The sequence below is a fragment of the Streptomyces sp. ISL-96 genome, from assembly GCF_018614035.1.
GTDB lineage: Bacteria > Actinomycetota > Actinomycetes > Streptomycetales > Streptomycetaceae > Streptomyces.
This window is the reverse complement of record NZ_JAGGPA010000058.1, coordinates 25,848-45,211: the sequence shown is the minus strand read 5'-3', so window position 1 is coordinate 45,211 and position 19,364 is coordinate 25,848. Positions and strand designations below refer to the sequence as shown.

Here is a 19,364-nt window from a genome sequence, read left to right as displayed (position 1 = left end):
GGACGCCGCCGAACAATCATTCAACGCTGGTCCCTGAACTTCGGTTCGGGGACCAGCGTTTTTTTATGCCCGGTTACTTGGTGTTCACGTTGTACGACCAGCATCCAGGCACATGGGGACGATCGGAATGCTGAAGTCCGCGGGTGTCGGTGCCGGCGATGAGGTCATCGTGTCGGCGTACGGGAACATCGAGATGGCCGAGGCCGTGCTGGCCGTCGGGGCGCTGCCCGTGTTCGCGGACATCGATGGAGCGACGTACTGCCTGGATGCGGTCGCGGTAGAGGCTGCCGTGACGTCGCGTACGGCCGCCATCGTCGCCGTACCGCGGTTCGGGTACCTGGCAGGCTTGCGGCCGTTGCAGGAGCTCGGGCGTCGGCGGGGGCTGCTTGTGGTGGAGCACGGTGAAGAGGCGACTCCGGAGCCGCGTGTGCTCGCTCAACGGCAGGTGCACGCCGCCTATCTGGACAGGCGGCTCACCGGCGTACGGACTCCCGAGGCGTGCGCGGGGCACACGTACCAGCAGTACGTTGTGCGCATTCCCGGGAACGGGCGGCCCGATCGTGATGCCTTTGCCCGCGCTGTTCGGCGCAGGGGTGTGGAGTGTGAGGTGCCCGTGAAGACGCCCGTACACCGGCTGGCCGCCTTCCGGCGGGAGATCTGTCTGCCGGAGACCGAGCATGCGGCGGACGAGACGCTCGCGCTGTCCGTCGGCGGCTCGCTGTCCCGGCGTGATCTCCAGCGTGTCGTTGCTTCGTGCAATGCGCTTGGTGGGCTCCTTCAACCGGCCTTTTAGGACCTTTGTTTGGGCTGTGAGGTGAAGAACTCCACTATGAGGTCTGTCGCGTTGACGCCGGCTTCCGGCTCGGCCATGTCACCCGGTTCGGCGCCCGGCCAGTTGTGGCCCATGTCCGGGATCCGGTAGGTGACCACTTCTGAGCTGTCCGCGCACTTCGCTCGCGTTCGCGTGATCTCTTTTTTGAGTTTTTGTGGTGGTGATGCCGTGCAGGACAGGCGCTCCTGCCACGTTTTGATGGCCGCGTCCGCTGTGTCGTAGATCCTGTCCAGGCCGCCGATGAAGGTCATGACGGGGACCGGTGTTCTGGGTACGTAGGCGGTGTCCTGGGTGGCTGGGCCGCTGTAGGCGCCGCTCACGGGGGCGACCGCGGCGAAGATGTCGTGGAGTTCGACGGCGACCTTGAACGACATGTCGGCGCCGTTGGAGATGCCTGTGGCGTAGATGCGGTCCGGGTCGGCTTTCCACTTGTCGACCAGGCGCTTGGTCATGGCCCGGATGAAGCCGACGTCGTCCTCGTCGCCGCAGCAGCTCAGGGCGTTGTAGGCGAGGTCGAGGCCGTCGGGGTAGGCCACCAGGAAGTTCTCCTTGTCGGCCTTCTTGTTGAGGCCGCTGAGCTTGGCGACGAACTCGCCTGTGCTCGGGTACGGGTGCATGGCGACGATCAGGGGGAGCTTCATGTCCGGGGTGTAGCCGGGTGGTGCGTGCACCCTGTAGACGCGCTTCTTGCCGTCCCAGGCCATCGTCACCTGCTGGTCACCGGGGCGCGGTGTCTCGCGCGCGGCGGCGGTCTTCGGGTCCTTCCCGGGCTTCTTGGCGTCGCCCGAGCCGCACGCGGTGAGCGAGAGGAGAGTGGCCGCTACGGCTGACCAGAGCGATATGTGCGTGAGCGTGCCGGGGCGGGTGTGCATCCGGGCATGGTGGCAGCGGCGGAGTTGGCGGTCCAGAGGAATGGCAGGTTCAGAGCACGGCTGGATTCGGGGTATGATCTAACCCGTTGCCACAGCGCAGCAAGGCCCCAATAGCTCAGTCGGTAGAGCGTCTCCATGGTAAGGAGAAGGTCTACGGTTCGATTCCGTATTGGGGCTCAACACACGAAAGGCCCCCGCCGGTTGGCGGGGGCCTTTCGTGTACCCGCGTATCCGCGTACTCGCTACAGGGGGGCGTGCGGCATCGGTACGCGCATGGCCAGGATAGCCATGTCGTCGGACGCCGGTTCCGCCGCGAAGCGTTCCACTGCGCGCAGGATGCGGCCCGCGACCGCGCCGGCCGTCAGGCCCGTACACGTGGCCAGGACGTCGGCGAGGCCGTCGTCGCCGAGCATGCGGGTGCCCTCGCGGCGTTCGGTGACGCCGTCGGTGACGCACAGGAGTACGTCGCCGGGGTCGAGGGTGACCACCTGCTCGTACAGCTCCAGGTCCTCCATGACGCCGAGCAGCGGCTGCGGTTCGGCGGCCGGTTCGACCGAGCCGTCCGGGCGCAGGCGCAGTGGCAGCGGGTGGCCGGCGCAGACGACCTTCAGGATGGCGCTGCCGTCCTCCTGGGGCCACAGCTCGCCGTACAGGAGCGTCAGGAAGCGGCTGCGGGCGCCCTCGTCGAGGATCGCCGCGTTGAGGCGTTCCAGGACGGCGGGGCCGCCGAAGCCTTCGCGGGCGAGGAGGCGCAGGGCGTGGCGGGCGAGGCCGGTGACGGCGGCGGCCTCGGGGCCCGTACCGCAGACGTCACCGATGGCGAAGCCGTACGCCCCGTCGCGGATCGGGAAGAGGTCGTAGAAGTCGCCGCCGACCTCGTTGCCTTCGCCCGCGGCTCGGTAGATGACCTCCACCTCGACGTTGGGGACGTGCGGGAGCTCCGGGGGGAGCAGGCTGCGCTGGAGGGACTGGCTGATGGCCATGCGCTCGGAGTACAGGCGTGAGTTGTCCAGGGCGAGCGCGGCGCGGCGGGAGAGGTCCTCGGCCAGTTCGAGGATCTCCTGGCGGAAGTGGTCGTCCGTGGGCTTGCCGAGGGTCAGCATGCCGATGACGCGGTTGCGGGCGACCAGGGGGAGGACGACGGTCTCGCCGCCGACCGCCGCCGCTGTCGCGAGTGTGGTGCCGATGCCCGAGCCGATGTGCGGGGTGGAGCCGAGGCCGAGGCTGCGCATCGACGTACGGAGGGCTGCCTGGTGGGCGGCTTCGCTGGGGGCGTTCCAGATGCGGGCGCCGGGGGTCGGGACCGGCTCCGGGGGGTCGATCTTGGAGAGGAGGGCCTTGAGGCCGTCGATGCGTTCCTCGTCCTCGTGGAGTACGAACGAGAGGTACGGCTCGGAGGACTGGTCGGCGATCGTGTAGACGGCGCACCAGGTCGCCAGGGTGGGGACCGTCATCTGTGCCATGAGGGCCAGGGTCTGGTCGCGGTCGAGCGTACCGGCGAGGAGGTCGGAGGCCTCGACGAGGAACGAGAGCGAGCCTCTGCGCAGGCGCTCCAGCTCGCCGAGGCGGGCGGATTCGACGGCGAGGGCGATGCGGTCCGCCGCGAACTGGAGCCGCAGGGCCTCTTCGTTCGAGTAGCGGCCGGGGGCTTCGGCGGCGACGCCGAGTGAGCCGGTGAGGCGGCCCTCGACCTTGAGGGGGACGGTGACGACGGAGCGCATGCCGGTGCCGTTGAGGAGCGGCACGGCGCCCGGGACGGCCGTGAGGTCCTCGTGGACGGCGGGCATGCGGGCGGAGCCGTAGCGGCCGGTGCCGGCCTCTACGGGGACGCGGGCGAAGCGCTGGCGGGCGGAGGGGAGGCCGGTGGTGGCCCGTACCTCCAGTTCGGTCTCGTCGTCGGTGGCCAGGAGCAGGAACGCCGAGTCGGCGTCCAGCATGTCGCGGGAGCGCTCGACGGTGCGCTGGAGGAGGCCGTCGAGGTCGTCGGGGGCGGGGGAGCCGATGAAGACCTCGAAGGGGTCCGTGGTGCGGCCCTCGGAGAGCGAGCCCTTGGCGGTGTCGCTGGGGGTGCGCTGGGGGGACTGGAGCACGGCGCGCTCGAAGTCGCGTACGAGGAGGCAGATGGTGGAGGGCTCGCCGGAGGTGTCCCGTACGCGCAGGTGGGAGGCGTAGACGGCGACGGTGCGGCCGTCGGCGGCGCGCACGCCGTAGCTGCCTTCCCAGCGGGAGAGCTGGAGGGCGTCCGCGATGCCGGTGGCGATGCCGGGGGTGTGGGGCCAGGCGGCGAAGTCGGTGAGCTGCTTGCCGATGACCTGGTCGGCGGCGTATCCGAAGAGATCTTCCGCGTCCTCGTTCCAGGCGTTGATGGCGCCGGAGCGGTCGATCTGGACGACGGCGACGCGGATGCGGCCGTCGGCGACCGGGAGGAGCTCGACGGGGAGGACGGGGCCGGCGGAGCGGATGCCGACCGGGCGTTCGGGGAGATCGAGTTGGAACCAGACATGTTTGTTGGTGGGGGCGTACTCGACGCCCCAGCGGCTGGCGAGGGCGGCGCACAGTAGCAGGCCGCGGCCGCCTTCGCGGTCGGGGTTGCCGAAGGACTGGGCCGTGCCCTGGAGGGGGACCTCGCGCTCGGGGTAGCGGTCGCCGACCTCGACGCGGACGCCTTCTTCCGTACGCAGGCAGAGGACGTCGGCTGTGGTGCCGGCGTGCACCACAGCGTTGGTGACGAGCTCGCTGGTGAGGACGACGGCGTCGTCGACGATGTCGGAATACCCCCACCCCTGGAGTGTGTCCCTGACAAAGGCGCGGGCGGTCGCGACGGACCGTCCCACGGGGTCGAAGCTGGCAGCCGCCCGCGCGGTGATCACAGAACTCCTCGTACGCGTCTCGACGCCCGGCTCTGCCATGATCGGCCCGCCCCTCCGGTGCCCGGTTGTGGATCTCGCGTGACCGCCCCTGCCGGGCAGACCGGGGCGGCTGGACAGCCGGAAGCCAGGTTACTTACCTTCGCTGTCCGAGCGGATGCCGGTTACCAGTGTTTCCGCCTCGGGAGTCCGGGGAGGGGTGTGCGAAGCTGCCGAACTGTTATGGCCTGGTTCTGCCATGGTGAAACACTGGGAAGCCTTCGGGTGAAGCCCGATGAGTACGGTCAACCCCTGCGGGAGGGACACGGTGGAGTCTGGCGCAGCCGCGCGGAGCACCAGCACGCGCGCAAAAGGCCGACGGTCCCGGAACAACGGGACAACCGAAGTGGATACGGCGGCCCTGAACAGGTTGCTTCAGGCACTCGTGACGATGCGGGACGGCAATTTCCGTAAGCGTCTGACGGTGTCGGGCGACGGCGTGATGGCCGAGATCGCCGCTGTCTTCAACGAGGTGGCTGACCGGAATCTGCATCTGACCGGTGAGATCGCGCGGGTGCGGCGCATGGTCGGACGTGAGGGGAAACTGGCCGAAAGGCTGGAAACAGGGGCTTGTGAGGGCTCCTGGGCCACCGCGATCGATGCGTCGAACGCACTGGTCGATGATCTTGCACGGCCTGTTTCCGAGGTCGGGCGGGTGCTGTCCGCGGTGGCGGACGGTGATCTCGACCAGCGGATGGAGCTGCGGACGCAGGGGGGCGACGGCGCCGAGGGTGCGGGGCATCCGCTGCGGGGCGAGTTCCTGAAGGTCGGGCGTACGGTCAACAACCTGGTCGACCAGCTGTCGGCGTTCACGGACGAGGTGACGCGGGTCGCGCTCGAGGTGGGTACCGAGGGCAAACTGGGCGGTCAGGCTCAGGTGCGCGGTATGTCCGGTTCATGGAAAGATCTGACGGATTCCGTCAACACTATGGCGTACCGGCTCACGGCTCAGGTACGTGACATTGCTCTCGTCACGACGGCGGTCGCCAAGGGTGATCTGTCACGCAAGGTCACCGTGCATGTGGCCGGCGAGATGCTTCAGCTGAAGAACACCGTCAACACGATGGTCGACCAGCTGTCGTCGTTCTCCTCCGAGGTGACCCGCGTCGCGCGTGAGGTCGGTACGGAGGGCGAGCTGGGCGGACAGGCCCAGGTGCCCGGCGTCGCGGGTGTGTGGAAGGACCTGACCGACTCCGTCAACCTGATGGCCGGGAACCTGACGGCTCAGGTGCGCGGGATCGCGGAGGTGACGACGGCGGTCGCCAATGGCGATCTGTCGCGGAAGGTCACTGTGAGCGCGCGTGGCGAGGTCGCCCAGCTCGCGGAGACGATCAACCAGATGACCGAGACGCTGCGTACGTTCGCGGACGAGGTCACGCGAGTGGCGAGCGAGGTCGGCGGCGAGGGTCTGCTGGGCGGTCAGGCGCAGGTGCCGGGCGCGGCGGGCACGTGGAAGGACCTGACGGACTCCGTCAATACGGTCTTCCGGAATCTGACGACGCAGGTGCGGGACATCGCGCAGGTCACGACGGCGGTGGCCAACGGTGACATGACGCAGAAGGTCACCGTCGATGTCGCGGGCGAGATGCTGGAGCTGAAGAACACCGTCAACACGATGGTGGACCAGCTTCAGTCCTTCGGTTCCGAAGTGACACGTGTGGCGCGTGAGGTGGGCGTCGAGGGTCTGCTGGGCGGGCAGGCGCAGGTGCCTGGGGCGGCGGGGACCTGGAAGGACCTGACGGACTCCGTCAATACCGCTTTCCGGAACCTGACCGGGCAGGTGCGCAACATCGCGCAGGTGACGACGGCGGTCGCCAACGGTGATCTGTCGCAGAAGGTCACCGTCGACGTCTCCGGCGAGATGCTGGAGCTGAAGAACACCGTCAACACGATGGTCGACCAGCTGTCGTCCTTCGCCGACCAGGTGACGCGGATGGCGCGTGACGTGGGTACGGAGGGCCGCCTCGGCGGCCAGGCGCGGGTGGACGGCGTCAGCGGTACGTGGAAGGAACTCACCGACTCCGTCAACTTCATGGCGGGGAACCTGACTTCGCAGGTACGCCAGATCGCGCAGGTGACGACGGCGGTGGCGCGTGGTGACCTGTCGCAGAAGATCGACGTGGACGCGCGCGGCGAGATCCTGGAGCTGAAGAACACCATCAACACGATGGTGGACCAGCTGTCTTCGTTCGCCGATCAGGTGACCCGGGTCGCCCGCGAGGTGGGTACGGACGGCCGGCTGGGCGGCCAGGCGCAGGTGCCGGGTGTCGCCGGCGTATGGCGCGATCTGACCGATTCCGTGAACGGAATGGCCGGAAACCTCACTGCTCAGGTCCGCAACATCGCGCAGGTCGCGACGGCGGTGGCGCGTGGTGACCTGTCGCAGAAGATCGACGTGGACGCGCGCGGCGAGATCCTGGAGCTGAAGAACACCCTCAACACGATGGTGGACCAGCTGTCGAACTTCGCCGAGCAGGTGACCCGGGTGGCCCGCGAGGTGGGCACCGAGGGCATGCTGGGCGGTCAGGCAGAGGTGCAGGGCGTCAGCGGTACGTGGAAGGACCTCACGCAGTCCGTCAACTCCATGGCCAACAACCTGACGTCCCAGGTGCGCAACATCGCCGAGGTGACGACGGCGGTCGCCAAGGGCGACCTGTCGAAGAAGATCACCGTCGATGCCAAGGGCGAGATCCTGGAGCTGGTGACCACCGTCAACACGATGGTGGACCAGCTGTCGTCCTTCGCCGACGAGGTGACGAGGGTCGCGCGTGAGGTGGGCACCGAGGGCATCCTCGGCGGCCAGGCGCGCGTACGCGGCGTCACCGGCATCTGGAAGGACCTCAGCGACAACGTCAACCTGATGGCCAACAACCTGACGTCGCAGGTGCGGAACATCTCGCAGGTGTCCGCGGCGGTCGCCAACGGTGACCTGACGAAGAAGGTGACGGTCGAGGCGCGCGGCGAGGTCGCGCAGCTCGCCGACACCGTCAACACCATGGTGACGACGCTGTCCTCGTTCGCCGACGAGGTCACGCGAGTGGCCCGCGAGGTGGGTACGGAAGGCGAGCTGGGCGGCCAGGCGCGCGTCCCCGGAGTCTCCGGTACGTGGAAGGACCTCACCGAGTCGGTGAACTCGATGGCGTCCAACCTGACCGGACAGGTCCGCCAGATCGCGATGGTCACCACGGCCATCGCCAAGGGCGACATGACCAAGAAGATCGACATCGACGCGCGGGGCGAGATCCTGGAGCTGAAGACGACCATCAACACGATGGTGGATCAGCTGTCTTCCTTCGCCGACCAGGTGACCCGGGTGGCCCGTGAGGTGGGCACCGAGGGGATCCTGGGCGGCCAGGCGCGCGTACGCGATGTGGACGGCACCTGGCGGGACCTGACGGAGTCCGTGAACGAGATGGCCGGGAACCTCACCCGGCAGGTGCGCGCCATCGCGGCCGTGGCCACCGCGGTGACCCGCGGCGATCTCAACCTGAAGATCGACGTCGATGCGTCGGGCGAGATCCAGGATCTCCAGGACAACATCAACACGATGATCGCGAACCTGCGCGACACGACCCTCGCCAACAAGGAACAGGACTGGCTCAAGGGCAACCTCGCCCGCATCTCGGGTCTGATGCAGGGCCGCCGCGATCTCGACGACGTGGCCTCGCTGATCATGAGCGAGCTGACGCCGGTGGTCTCGGCGCAGCACGGCGCGTTCTTCCTGGCGCTGACGACGCGTGGCACGGCCGAGGTGGGCGCGGACGAGGACAGCCCGTACGAGCTGCGCATGCGCGGTAGCTACGGCTACTCGGCCGGCTCGATGCCGACCTCCTTCAAGCCCGGTGAGACGCTCATCGGCACGGCGGCGGAGGAGAAGCGGACCATCCTGGTGGACAACGTGCCGCCGGGCTATCTCAAGATCTCCTCCGGGCTCGGCGAGGCGCCGCCCGCGCATGTGATCGTGCTGCCGGTGCTCTTCGAGGGGAAGGTCCTCGGGGTGATCGAGCTGGCGTCGTTCCAGCCCTTCACCCAGATCCAGAAGGACTTCCTCAACCAGATCGCCGAGATGATCGCGACGAGCGTCAACACCATCAGCGTCAATACGAAGACCGAGGTACTGCTGGAGCAGTCGCAGGAGCTGACCGAGCAGCTGCGGGAGCGCTCGGCGGAGCTGGAGAACCGGCAGAAGGCGCTTCAGGAGTCCAACGCCGAACTGGAGGAGAAGGCGGAGCTGCTGGCTCAGCAGAACCGCGACATCGAGGTCAAGAACACCGAGATCGAAGAGGCCAGGCAGGTCCTGGAGGAGCGTGCCGAGCAGCTCGCGGTCTCGATGCGCTACAAGTCCGAGTTCCTGGCGAACATGTCGCACGAGCTGCGTACGCCGCTCAACTCGCTGCTCATCCTGGCGAAGCTGCTCGCGGACAACGCGGAGGGGAATCTGTCCCCGAAGCAGGTGGAGTTCGCCGAGACGATCCACGGGGCGGGTTCCGACCTGCTCCAGCTGATCAACGACATCCTCGACCTGTCGAAGGTCGAGGCGGGCAAGATGGACGTCAGTCCGACCCGGATCGCGCTGGTCCAGCTCGTCGACTACGTGGAGGCGACCTTCCGGCCGCTCACCGCGGAGAAGGGGCTCGACTTCTCGGTACGGGTGTCCCCGGAGCTGCCCGCGACGCTGCACACGGACGAGCAGCGGCTGCTCCAGGTCCTGCGCAATCTCTTGTCCAACGCGGTTAAGTTCACCGACAGCGGGGCCGTCGAGCTGGTCATCCGGCCGGCCAAGGCCGACGTACCGGACGCGATTCGTGAGCAGCTGCTGGAGGCCGGGTCGCTGCGGGACGCGGACGCCGATCTCATCGCCTTCTCGGTGACCGACACCGGCATCGGGATCGCGGCCAGCAAGATGCGGGTGATCTTCGAGGCGTTCAAGCAGGCCGACGGGACGACCAGCAGGAAGTACGGAGGCACGGGCCTGGGCCTGTCCATCAGCCGGGAGATCGCCAGGCTGCTGGGCGGCGAGATCCACGCGGCGAGCGAGCCGGGCCGCGGGTCGACGTTCACGCTCTACCTGCCGCTGCACCCGAGCGAACTGCCGCCGCAGGGCTACCCGCAGCTCACGCCCGGCGGCATGGAGCCGCTGCGTGGGAGCCTCCCGGAGGACGCCTCGGCGACGGACGTCCCGGCGTCGCCGGCCGACAATGGTCCCGCCCGACTGCCCTCGGACCCGCAGACCGGTCCCGCCGGGCTGTTCCGGCGCCGTCGCAAGGCGGCGGGCGGCGCGGATCAGCGGACGGCGCTGCCGGGGCAGGCCGGTCAGAACGGTCAGGCTGGTCAGAATGGTCAGCCCTCGGGCGGGCAGCAGGCGCAGGCTCCCCAGGAGTCGTGGTCCGCGAGGGGGCAGGAGGCCGCGGCACCGGAGCCGCGTCGCGGCATCATGTTCTCCAACGAGAAGGTGCTGATCGTCGACGACGACATCCGCAACGTCTTCGCCCTCACCAGCGTGCTGGAGCAGCACGGGCTCTCGGTGCTGTACGCCGAGAACGGCCGGGAGGGCATCGAAGTCCTGGAGCAGCACGACGATGTGACGCTCGTACTGATGGACATCATGATGCCGGAAATGGACGGTTACGCGACGACGACGGCGATCCGCAGGATGCCGCAGTTCGCGGGGCTGCCGATCATCGCGCTGACGGCGAAGGCGATGAAGGGCGACCGGGAGAAGGCCATCGAGTCCGGCGCTTCCGACTACGTTACGAAGCCGGTCGATCCCGACCATTTGCTCTCTGTGATGGACCAGTGGATGCGTGGGGAGTGATCGTCGGCTGTGCGAATCTGGGCGGGTTGCTGACTGACTGTGGCCGAAGGCGTGTGAGTCGGCGGTATTCGGGGAACCTTCTGGTCTCCCACCGCGTTTTTGCTATGTGCACAGTGACATCGCGGTGACAGGGTGTGGCGACAGGCGGGGTGCGGCTACCATGACCGGCACAAGGACGGGCGACGCAAGAGAGTCGTCCCCTGGGGCGGCGCCCGGTGCACTGCCGGGGCGAGGAGGGCGGGCCATGGTGCAGAAGGCCAAGATCCTCCTGGTCGATGACCGGCCGGAGAATCTGTTGGCGCTGGAGGCCATCCTCTCTGCGCTCGATCAGACACTGGTACGGGCATCGTCAGGGGAGGAAGCGCTCAAAGCGCTGCTGACGGACGACTTCGCGGTCATTCTGCTGGACGTGCAGATGCCAGGAATGGACGGTTTCGAGACTGCCGCGCACATCAAGCGGCGAGAACGGACCCGGGACATCCCGATCATCTTTCTCACCGCCATCAACCACGGTCCGCACCACACCTTCCGGGGTTACGCGGCGGGCGCGGTGGACTACATCTCCAAGCCGTTCGACCCGTGGGTGCTGCGCGCCAAGGTCTCGGTCTTCGTCGAGCTGTACATGAAGAACTGCCAACTGCGCGAGCAGGCAGCGCTGCTGCGCCTCCAGCTGGAGGGCGGCGGCCAGGCGGGCGGCGTGGGCGACACGAAGGAGCCTGCCGGGCTCCTCGCCGAACTCTCCGCGCGGCTCGCCGCCGTTGAGGAGCAGGCCGAGGCGCTCTCCAAGCAGCTCGACGACGAGTCCGCGGACGCCGGGGCGGTCGCCACGGCGGCTCACCTCGAGCGTAAGCTGACGGGTCTGCGCCGGGCGCTCGACGCGCTCGAACCGGGCACCAACGGCGCGGCGCCCCCGTTTCCCTCGCAGCACTGACGGACGTACTGGCGGGCATGGCAGGCCGCGTGAGGCGGCGTCAGTTTCCGGTCTCCCGCGGCACGACACGAACGGGTGAAGCAGTGGGCACACGTGTCCGTCGCGGCCCGCACCGGTAACCTCACCACCATGGCCTCACGTACGTCCGGCAAGGGTTCCCAGGGCACGGCGGGCACCGCGAAGCCGCGCGCCGGCCGTACCACCGGCGCCCCGAAGAAAGCGGCGCCCGCGAAGAAGACCGCCGCCGCAGCGAAGAAGACCGCGCCCAAGACGCCTGCCAAGAAGGCGGCTGTCAAGAAGGCGGTGGCCAGGCCCGCGCCCAAGGCGGCGCCGTCGCCGACCGGCGGCGTGTACCGGCTCGTCTGTGCTCTCTGGCTGGGCCTCGCGCACGGCGTGGGCGCGCTGTTCCGCGGAATAGGGCGCGGCGCGAAGGGGCTTGACCCGGCGCACCGCAAGGACGGCGTCGCACTGCTCCTGCTCGGCCTCGCGCTGATCGTCGCCGCCGGGACGTGGGCGCAGCTGCGCGGCCCGGTCGGCGACCTGGTCGAGATGCTGGTGACCGGTGCGTTCGGGCGGCTCGATCTGCTGGTGCCGATACTGCTGGGCGTCATGGCCGTACGGCTGATCCTGCATCCGGAGAAGCCCGAGGCCAACGGTCGGATCGTCATCGGGCTCTCGGCCCTCGTCGTGGGCGTCCTCGGACAGGTCCACGTCGCCTGCGGGTCGCCCGCCCGCGGCGACGGCATCGAAGGGCTGCAGGACGCCGGCGGCCTGATCGGCTGGGCCGCCTCCACGCCGCTGATCTTCACCATGGGCAGCGTCCTCGCCGTACCGCTTCTCCTGCTGCTCACCGTGTTCGGACTGCTGGTCGTCACCGCCACGCCGGTCAACGCCATCCCGCAGCGGCTGCGTCAGCTCGGCATCATGCTGGGGATTCTCCCGGCGCCGCCGGAGGAGTACGAGTTCGAGGACGACGAGCGGTACGAGGAGCACTGGCGCGAGGCGCTTCCCGCCGGCGCGCGCCGCTCGTCCGCGCGCCGGGGGCCGGCGCCCGCGGAGTACGACGCGGACCTCGCGGAGGAGGAGGCGCTGACCCGGCGCCGCCGGCCGCGCAGGGCCGCCGCGCAGCCCGAGACCGCGTCGCGCGCCATGGACCCCGTCGACTTCGCCGCGGCCGCCGCCGCCGCGCTGGACGGCGCCGTACTGAACGGACTGCCGCCCTCGGCGCTCGTGGCCGACCTGACGCAGGGGGTCACGACCGAGCGTCCCGCCGCTGTGCCGCCCGCTCGCGAGGGTGCTGGGAGGCCGGAGCGTACGCCCGTTCCCGCGGCGGGTGCGGAGGACTCATCCCGTTCGAAGGTGGCGGATCTGACCAAGGCGCAGCCCGAGGTCTCCCAGCCGCTGCCGCCCCGCGCCGAGCAGCTTCAGCTCGCCGGGGACATCACGTACTCCCTGCCCTCGCTGGACCTGCTGGAGCGGGGCGGTCCCGGCAAGACGCGCAGCGCCGCCAACGACGCTGTCGTCGCCTCGCTGACGAACGTCTTCACGGAGTTCAAGGTCGACGCGGCGGTCACCGGCTTCACCAGGGGGCCGACGGTGACGCGGTACGAGGTGGAGCTCGGCCCGGCCGTGAAGGTGGAGCGGATCACGGCGCTCGCCAAGAACATCGCGTACGCCGTCGCCAGTCCGGACGTACGCATCATCAGCCCGATCCCCGGCAAGTCCGCCGTCGGCATCGAGATCCCGAACAGTGACCGCGAGATGGTCAAACTGGGCGATGTGCTGCGGCTCGCGGACGCCGCCGAGGACGACCATCCGATGCTCGTCGCGCTCGGCAAGAACGTCGAGGGCGGCTACGAGATGGCCAACCTCGCGAAGATGCCGCACGTGCTGGTGGCGGGCGCCACCGGGTCGGGAAAGTCGTCCTGCATCAACTGCCTGATCACGTCGGTCATGGTGCGGGCGACCCCCGAGGACGTACGCATGGTGCTGGTCGACCCGAAGCGGGTCGAGCTCACGGCGTACGAGGGCATCCCGCACCTGATCACGCCGATCATCACCAACCCCAAGCGGGCCGCCGAGGCGCTCCAGTGGGTCGTGCGGGAAATGGACCTGCGCTACGACGACCTGGCGGCGTACGGCTACCGGCACATCGACGACTTCAACCAGGCCGTACGCAACGGCAAGGTGAAGCCGCCGGAGGGCAGCGAGCGGGAGCTGTCGCCGTACCCGTACCTGCTGGTCATCGTCGACGAGCTCGCGGACCTGATGATGGTCGCGCCGCGCGATGTCGAGGACTCGATCGTCCGCATCACCCAATTGGCCCGCGCGGCCGGTATTCATCTCGTGCTCGCCACGCAGCGTCCTTCGGTGGACGTCGTCACCGGTCTGATCAAGGCGAATGTGCCTTCGCGGCTCGCCTTCGCGACCTCCTCGCTCGCGGACAGCCGGGTCATCCTCGACCAGCCGGGCGCCGAGAAGCTCATCGGCAAGGGCGACGGTCTCTTCCTGCCGATGGGCGCGAACAAGCCGACCCGTATGCAGGGCGCGTTCGTCACCGAGGACGAGGTCGCGGCGATCGTCCAGCACTGCAAGGACCAGATGGCGCCCGTCTTCCGGGAAGACGTCGTGGTCGGGACGGCGAAGAAGAAGGAAATCGACGAGGATATCGGTGACGACCTGGACCTGCTGTGCCAGGCGGCCGAGCTCGTGGTGTCCACGCAGTTCGGCTCGACCTCGATGCTCCAGCGGAAGCTGCGTGTCGGCTTCGCAAAGGCGGGCAGGCTCATGGATCTGATGGAATCTCGGAACATCGTGGGGCCGAGTGAGGGATCGAAGGCGCGCGATGTACTCGTGAAACCGGATGAATTGGATGAAATGCTCGCTATGATCCGGGGAGATTCTCACCCGTAAGAGAACGGTGAGCAACCGTTTCCCGTGTTCGTACGTCCAGTTGAGGGGAGGGGGAGACCGGTGGTGTCACCATCCGGCTGTCAGATCGTTCTGACGAGCGATTCTGATGGCGTACAAAGTCCGCCCTCCCAGTTGCCTCACGCTTTCGTACCACCCCTAGACTGAACACCCAGCAGGTGGCTCACGCTCGAAAGGCGCCCCCGTGTCCATCGGCAACTCTCCCGAAGACGACCGGCCTTCGATCGAAGATGACCGGTCCTCGATCGAAGACGACCGGCCCTCGATCGGACGCGCTCTCCAGCAGGCCCGCGTTGACGCCGGCCTGACGGTCGACGAGGTCAGCGGCTCGACACGGGTGCGCATCCCCATGGTGCACGCGATCGAGCAGGACGACTTCAGCCGCTGCGGCGGCGATGTGTATGCACGCGGACACATCCGTACGCTCGCGCGCGCCGTCGGCCTCGACGCGGACGCTCTGGTCGCGCAGTACGACGACGAGCACGGCGGACGTCCCGCTCCCACGCCCGCGGCGCCGCTCTTCGAGGCGGAACGGATCCGTCCCGAGGCGCGCCGCCCCAACTGGACCGCGGCCATGGTCGCCGCGATCGTCGCCGTCGTGGGCTTCGTCGGCTTCACGCTCTTCAACGGTGGCAACGGCAACGGCGGCTCCTCCACGGACGTCGCCGGCGGCTCCACGCCTGCCGCCACCAAGCCCGCGAAGCCGACCAAGCCCGTCGACCCCAAGCCCGACCCGTCGGACAGTGCCATCGCGGCCGTCCCGCAGGACCAGGTGACGGTCGCCCTCACCGCCAAGGACCGTAAGAGCTGGATCTCGGCGAAGGACCACAACGGCAGGCTGCTCTTCGACGGCCTGCTGGAGAAGGGTGAGTCCAAGACCTTCACGGACAAGGAGAAGATCGAGCTCGTGCTCGGTGACGCCGGGGCGATGCAGCTGTTCGTGAACGGCAAGGAGGTCGGGGACAAGTTCCAGCCGGGACAGGTCGAGCGGCTGACGTACACGAAGGGCGACCCCGGGGTCGGCTGACCTGGACGCCTTCCGGGCCGCGAGCCGGCCGGTGAGGCCGGGGACCGGCCCGGATTTCGGGGGCGCCGGCCCCGTGGAACCCTCGCGGCGGGGGCGTGCGCCGGGACAAAGTAGTCTTGAGCCCATGCCCGAACGCCGCACCGTCGCCCTTGTCACTCTTGGCTGCGCCCGTAATGAGGTGGACTCGGAGGAGCTGGCAGGCCGCTTGGCAGCGGACGGCTGGCAGCTCGTCGAGGACGCCTCGGACGCGGACGTCGCCGTCGTCAACACCTGCGGATTCGTCGAAGCCGCCAAGAAGGACTCCGTCGACGCCCTGCTCGAAGCCAATGATCTGAAGACTGCGGCTCGAGAGGGGGGCGGCAGGACCCAGGCCGTCGTCGCCGTGGGCTGCATGGCCGAGCGGTACGGCAAGGAACTCCAGGAAGCGCTGCCGGAGGCCGACGGCGTACTCGGATTCGACGACTACGCCGACATCTCCGACCGCCTCCAGACCATCCTCAACGGCGGCATTCACGCCTCCCACACCCCGCGCGACCGGCGCAAGCTGCTGCCCATCAGCCCGGCCGAGCGCCAGGACGCCTCCAGCGCCTCCGACGTGGCGCTTCCCGGGCACGCTCAGGACACGCCTCCCGAGGACCTGCCCGAAGGCATCGCGCCGGCCTCCGGGCCGCGTGCGCCGCTTCGCCAGCGTCTCGGGAACAGCCCGGTCGCTTCCGTGAAGCTCGCGTCAGGGTGCGACCGCAGGTGTTCCTTCTGCGCCATTCCGTCGTTCCGTGGATCGTTCATTTCGCGGCGTCCCTCCGACGTACTGGGGGAGACGCGCTGGCTGGCCGAGCAGGGCGTCAAGGAGATCATGCTGGTCTCCGAGAACAACACGTCGTACGGCAAGGACCTCGGTGACATCCGGCTGCTGGAGACGCTGCTGCCGGAGCTGGCCGAGGTCGACGGGATTGAGCGCGTACGGGTCAGCTACCTGCAGCCGGCGGAGATGCGGCCGGGGCTGATCGACGTACTGACGTCCACGCCGAAGGTCGCGCCGTACTTCGACCTGTCCTTCCAGCACTCGGCGGCCGGTGTGCTGCGCTCGATGCGGCGCTTCGGTGACACCGACCGCTTCCTGGAGCTGCTGGAGACGATCAGGAACAAGGCGCCGCAGGCCGGTGTGCGGTCCAACTTCATCGTCGGGTTCCCCGGCGAGAGCGAGGCGGACTTCGGCGAGCTGGAGCGTTTCCTCACGGGCGCGAGACTGGACGCGATCGGCGTCTTCGGGTACTCCGACGAGGAGGGCACCGAGGCCGTCACGTACGACAACAAGCTGGACGCCGAGGTCATCGCCGAGCGGCTCGAACACATCTCGCGGCTCGCGGACGAGCTGACCGCCCAGCGGGCCGAGGAGCGGCTCGGTGAGACGGTCGAGGTGCTCGTCGAGTCGGTGGACGGTGAGGACGGCGCGGTGGGGCGTGCGGCTCATCAGGCGCCCGAGACGGACGGCCAGGTGCTGTTCACGTCCGGCGAGGGGCTGGCCGTCGGCCGAATGGTCGTGGCGAAGGTGGTCGGGACCGAGGGCGTGGACCTGGTGGCGGAATACTGCGACCTTCTGGGAGGCGACCCCCAGACCATCGACGAGGAGGCAGGCAGATGACCGGAGTCCCGGCATCCGCTGCCGGTGGAACCGGCGCGAAGCCGGCGCCCGGCGGCAAGCTGGGCGCTGCGGCCGTCAATCAGGCCAGCCTGTGGAACATCGCCAACATCCTCACCATGATGCGGCTGGCGCTGGTGCCCGGCTTCGTCATGCTGATGCTCCAGGACGGCGGGTACGACCCGGCCTGGCGCGCGTGGGCATGGGCGGCCTTCGCCGTTGCGATGATCACGGACATTTTTGACGGGCATCTGGCCCGTACGTACAACCTGGTCACCGACTTCGGGAAGATCGCCGACCCGATCGCCGACAAGGCGATCATGGGCGCGGCGCTGATCTGCCTGTCGGCGCTCGGGGATCTGCCGTGGTGGGTGACGGGCGTCATCCTCTTCCGGGAGCTGGGCATCACGGTGCTGCGCTTCTGGGTGATCAGGCACGGGGTCATTCCGGCCAGTCGCGGCGGCAAGATGAAGACGCTCCTGCAGGGCGTGGCGGTCGGGATGTACGTGCTGGCGCTGACGGGGCCGCTCGCGACGCTGCGGTTCTGGGTGATGGCGGTGGCGGTCGTGCTGACCGTGGCGACCGGGCTGGACTATGTGCGCCAGGCCGTGGTGCTGCGGCGGGCCGGGATCGCGGCGGAGGAGTCGTCGGCGCAGGAGCCGGCGGAGCGGTCGGCGGAGGAGTCGTCCCGGTGACGGGTGGTGCTGTTATACGGGCGAGTGGTGCCGCGGAGGTGCTGGAGCTGCTGGCTGGGCGGGGCGAGACGCTCGCGGTCGCCGAATCGCTCACGGGCGGCCTGGTGGCCGCAGAGCTGACTTCCGTGCCTGGTGCTTCAAGAGCCTTCCGCGGGGCCGTCACGGCGTACGCCACACAGCTCAAAAGCGACATTCTTGGGGTCGACGCGGCACTTCTGGAGCAGCACGGAGCCGTGGACGGCGAGGTCGCGCGGCAGATGGCCGTGGGGGTCCGGCGGGTCCTCGGGGCCGACTGGGGAGTAGCGACCACGGGAGTCGCGGGGCCCGAAGCCCAGGACGGGCAGCCGGTCGGTACCGTTTTCGTGGCGGTCGCGGGGCCGGACGGCGCCGGGAAAGTGGCCCGGTTGAGGTTGAACGGGGACCGGGCGGTAATCCGTATGGAGAGTGTACGGAGAGTATTGACTCTGCTCTGCGACGAACTGAATGAAAATGCGCGGGCACAGGATACGGAACAGAACGGGGGGAATTGATGTTTGCAGCCCTGAGTGAACACGACATCGCTCCCCGCACGGCCGCAGCGCGAGGCGGTACGGTGGGGCGTGAAGGATGCGGCTACGCGGTCCGAGGAGGGAGCCACCGATGATTCTGCTCCGTCGCCTGCTTGGTGACGTGCTGCGTCGGCAGCGCCAGCGCCAGGGCCGTACTCTGCGCGAAGTCTCCTCGTCCGCCCGAGTCTCACTCGGCTATCTATCCGAGGTGGAGCGGGGGCAGAAGGAGGCATCCTCCGAACTGCTCTCCGCTATCTGCGACGCGCTTGACGTACGGATGTCCGAGCTCATGCGCGAAGTGAGTGACGAGTTGTCGCTGGCTGAGCTGGCGGAGTCGGCTGCGAGCGAGCCGGTGCGTCCACCGGTACGCCCGATGCTGAATTCCGTTTCGGTGACGTCGGTGGCAGGTGTGCCACCGGAGCGGGTGACGATCAAGGCACCCGCGGAAGCGGTGGACGTGGTCGCCGCCTGACCGCGGCGACTTCGGTCTGAGGCTCTTAGAGGTCTCGGGCTTGTAAGGCTTGTGGGAGAGCCCCGGTGGTCCTGACGGACCTCGGGGCTCTTTCATGCCTTCGTGTGACCGTTTTGTGGCATATGTGCCATGGTGGTGGGACTGTGAAGGGTCGGTTTGATCAGTCGGTTTCCTGAGGAGGAAAACGGATGTCTGTCGTGAAGAGCAGCCTGGCCGAGGCGGACCTCAAGGTGGTGGGCGAGGCCCTGCAGGGGGCGCTGGTGGACCTCGTGGATCTCTCGCTGGTCGCCAAGCAGGTCCACTGGAACGTGGTGGGGCCGCGATTCAGGTCCGTACACCTGCAGCTCGACGAGGTGGTCGGCACGGCGCGGCAGCACTCGGACTCGGTGGCCGAGCGGGCCTCGGCGCTGGGTGTGAATCCGGACGGGCGGTCCGCGAGTGTGGCGTGTGCGACGGCGATCCGGGAGGTGCCGTCGGGGTGGATCAAGGATGTGGACGCCGTACGGATACTGGTGGACGCACTCGGGGTCGTGGTCGGGCGCATGCGGGAGCGGATCGACGTAACCGCTGAGCCGGATCCGGTGACCCAGGACATCATCATCGGGCTCACGGCAGACCTCGAAAAGCATGCGTGGATGTTCCAGGCCGAGAGCGCGTAGAGCGCGGGGCGCGGTTGGTGCGGTTGGTGTGCGGTGC

Annotated in this window: 12 protein-coding genes and 1 tRNA gene; 11 read left to right on the top strand and 2 right to left on the bottom strand. The window is 68.5% G+C overall.

The features are described 5' to 3' along the window. Nucleotides 1-127: 127 nt before the first annotated feature. Nucleotides 128-793, top strand: a complete 666-nt coding sequence (locus J7E96_RS29900; RefSeq protein WP_215135798.1) for a DegT/DnrJ/EryC1/StrS family aminotransferase — start codon at nt 128-130, stop codon at nt 791-793. Here the strand turns inward: J7E96_RS29900 and J7E96_RS29895 are convergent. Then, nucleotides 790-1,704 carry a PHB depolymerase family esterase gene (locus J7E96_RS29895; protein ID WP_251070628.1) on the bottom strand — a complete coding sequence of 305 codons (915 nt, stop codon included), beginning with the start codon at nt 1,702-1,704 and terminating at the stop codon, nt 790-792. The two genes, J7E96_RS29900 and J7E96_RS29895, sit on opposite strands and share 4 nt — an antisense overlap. 104 nt (nt 1,705-1,808) lie before the next feature. On the opposite strand from J7E96_RS29895, the gene J7E96_RS29890 reads away from it, so the two are divergent. Beyond that, nucleotides 1,809-1,881: transfer RNA gene (locus J7E96_RS29890), tRNA-Thr, on the top strand. Between the two features lie 65 nt (nt 1,882-1,946). On the opposite strand, the gene J7E96_RS29885 is transcribed toward J7E96_RS29890, so the two are convergent. Continuing rightward, entirely contained in the window at nt 1,947-4,613 is a 2,667-nt protein-coding gene (locus J7E96_RS29885; RefSeq protein WP_215135790.1) for a SpoIIE family protein phosphatase, read from the bottom strand. 265 nt (nt 4,614-4,878) lie between these two features. Here J7E96_RS29885 and J7E96_RS29880 point away from each other — a divergent pair, with 265 nt between their 5' ends. The 9 genes from J7E96_RS29880 (at nt 4,879) to J7E96_RS29840 (ending at nt 19,327) form a co-directional block, all read left to right on the top strand. Beyond that, entirely contained in the window at nt 4,879-10,425 is a 5,547-nt protein-coding gene (locus tag J7E96_RS29880; RefSeq protein WP_215135788.1) for a HAMP domain-containing protein, read from the top strand. Nucleotides 10,426-10,669: 244 nt separating this feature from the next. Beyond that, the gene (locus J7E96_RS29875; RefSeq protein WP_028814227.1) at nt 10,670-11,356 is read left to right on the top strand and encodes a two-component system response regulator; all 687 of its coding nucleotides are present in this window, start codon (nt 10,670-10,672) and stop codon (nt 11,354-11,356) included. 129 nt (nt 11,357-11,485) lie between these two features. Next, nucleotides 11,486-14,269 carry a DNA translocase FtsK gene (locus J7E96_RS29870; protein ID WP_215135786.1) on the top strand — a complete coding sequence of 928 codons (2,784 nt, stop codon included), beginning with the start codon at nt 11,486-11,488 and terminating at the stop codon, nt 14,267-14,269. A gap of 202 nt (nt 14,270-14,471) precedes the next feature. Next, the gene (locus J7E96_RS29865; RefSeq protein WP_215135784.1) at nt 14,472-15,314 is read left to right on the top strand and encodes a helix-turn-helix domain-containing protein; all 843 of its coding nucleotides are present in this window, start codon (nt 14,472-14,474) and stop codon (nt 15,312-15,314) included. A 124-nt stretch (nt 15,315-15,438) separates the two neighbouring features. Beyond that, nucleotides 15,439-16,956 carry a 30S ribosomal protein S12 methylthiotransferase RimO gene (gene rimO, locus J7E96_RS29860; RefSeq protein WP_215135782.1) on the top strand — a complete coding sequence of 506 codons (1,518 nt, stop codon included), beginning with the start codon at nt 15,439-15,441 and terminating at the stop codon, nt 16,954-16,956. Beyond that, nucleotides 16,953-17,648 carry a CDP-diacylglycerol--glycerol-3-phosphate 3-phosphatidyltransferase gene (gene pgsA / locus J7E96_RS29855; protein ID WP_215135780.1) on the top strand — a complete coding sequence of 232 codons (696 nt, stop codon included), beginning with the start codon at nt 16,953-16,955 and terminating at the stop codon, nt 17,646-17,648. Before rimO ends, pgsA begins: the two co-directional genes overlap by 4 nt. Before the next feature lie 38 nt (nt 17,649-17,686). After that, nucleotides 17,687-18,178 (top strand): CinA family protein, encoded by a 492-nt coding sequence (locus tag J7E96_RS29850; RefSeq protein WP_215135778.1) that lies wholly within the window; start codon nt 17,687-17,689, stop codon nt 18,176-18,178. 109 nt (nt 18,179-18,287) lie between these two features. Beyond that, nucleotides 18,288-18,668 carry a helix-turn-helix domain-containing protein gene (locus J7E96_RS29845; RefSeq protein ID WP_028814221.1) on the top strand — a complete coding sequence of 127 codons (381 nt, stop codon included), beginning with the start codon at nt 18,288-18,290 and terminating at the stop codon, nt 18,666-18,668. 188 nt (nt 18,669-18,856) lie between these two features. Continuing rightward, nucleotides 18,857-19,327 carry a Dps family protein gene (locus J7E96_RS29840; RefSeq protein WP_215135776.1) on the top strand — a complete coding sequence of 157 codons (471 nt, stop codon included), beginning with the start codon at nt 18,857-18,859 and terminating at the stop codon, nt 19,325-19,327. The last annotated feature ends 37 nt before the right edge of the window (nt 19,328-19,364 follow it).

Bases quoted from the DNA above. Each gene is read 5' to 3' on its own strand.
- J7E96_RS29900 (WP_215135798.1), top strand. From the start codon at position 128: ATGCTGAAGTCCGCGGGTGTCGGTGCCGGCGATGAGGTCATCGTGTCG.
- J7E96_RS29895 (WP_251070628.1), bottom strand. From the start codon at position 1,704: ATGCACACCCGCCCCGGCACGCTCACGCACATATCGCTCTGGTCAGCC.
- J7E96_RS29885 (WP_215135790.1), bottom strand. From the start codon at position 4,613: ATGGCAGAGCCGGGCGTCGAGACGCGTACGAGGAGTTCTGTGATCACC.
- J7E96_RS29875 (WP_028814227.1), top strand. From the start codon at position 10,670: ATGGTGCAGAAGGCCAAGATCCTCCTGGTCGATGACCGGCCGGAGAAT.
- J7E96_RS29870 (WP_215135786.1), top strand. From the start codon at position 11,486: ATGGCCTCACGTACGTCCGGCAAGGGTTCCCAGGGCACGGCGGGCACC.
- rimO (WP_215135782.1), top strand. From the start codon at position 15,439: ATGCCCGAACGCCGCACCGTCGCCCTTGTCACTCTTGGCTGCGCCCGT.
- pgsA (WP_215135780.1), top strand. From the start codon at position 16,953: ATGACCGGAGTCCCGGCATCCGCTGCCGGTGGAACCGGCGCGAAGCCG.
- J7E96_RS29845 (WP_028814221.1), top strand. From the start codon at position 18,288: ATGATTCTGCTCCGTCGCCTGCTTGGTGACGTGCTGCGTCGGCAGCGC.
- J7E96_RS29840 (WP_215135776.1), top strand. From the start codon at position 18,857: ATGTCTGTCGTGAAGAGCAGCCTGGCCGAGGCGGACCTCAAGGTGGTG.